Origin of the sequence: Mesorhizobium silamurunense (assembly GCF_014843825.1) — a bacterium.
GTDB lineage: Bacteria > Pseudomonadota > Alphaproteobacteria > Rhizobiales > Rhizobiaceae > Mesorhizobium > Mesorhizobium silamurunense.
In genome coordinates, this window is record NZ_JHQR01000469.1 from 1 (window position 1) to 644 (window position 644).

Sequence of the window (644 nt, forward strand, 5' to 3'; positions counted from 1 at the left end):
CCGGCGGCGAGCCGCGAGACGGTCGCCGGCCCGCTCGCCGGCTCGATCGGCCGCCCCGCCTTCACCGTCGATATCGGCAAGAGCCGCACGGCACTGCCCGGACAATTCACACTGGAGTGGAACCCCGATGAGCACGCTTTTGCCGAAAGAACAGAGAATTCTGTCGCTGTGGTTCCCGTACCTTTGCGCGGAACGGATCCTGCGCCAGCGTCTGGGACGGTCCTGGCGTTCCCGGCCCTCGCATCACCTGCCTCTGGTGATCAGCCATCGCGACAGCAACGCCCAGCGCATCGCAGCCCTCGACGAGCGGGCTGAGGCGCTCAAATTGAAGCGCGGCATGGGCATTGCCGATGCGCGCGCCATGCATCCTTCGATCGATGTGGTGGAGGCCGACACGGAGGCCGACCGCCGCCTGCTCGAAGGCCTTGCCGACTGGTGCGACCGTTACACGCCGCTGGTGGCGATCGACGGCGAGGACGGGCTGTTCCTCGACGTCACCGGCTGCACGCATCTGTTCGGCGGCGAGCGCGCCATGCAGGACGAGATCCTCACCCGTTTCTTCGAGCAGGGCTTCGATGTCCGCGCCGGCCTCGCCTCGACGCCCGGAGCCGCCTGGGCGGCGGCGCGCTTCCACGGCGACCGCA

1 protein-coding gene and 1 pseudogene are annotated in these 644 nt (G+C 68.6%); both read left to right on the plus strand.

All coding sequences use genetic code 11. The features are described from left to right. A pseudogene (locus DH10_RS37500) lies at positions 1-315 on the plus strand (ImuA family protein); the annotation flags it as partial. Next, positions 257-644, plus strand: a 388-nt coding sequence (locus DH10_RS36030) for a Y-family DNA polymerase (RefSeq protein WP_192385969.1), incomplete at its 3' end; no start/stop codon positions are given. The pseudogene DH10_RS37500 and the gene DH10_RS36030, both read left to right, overlap by 59 nt.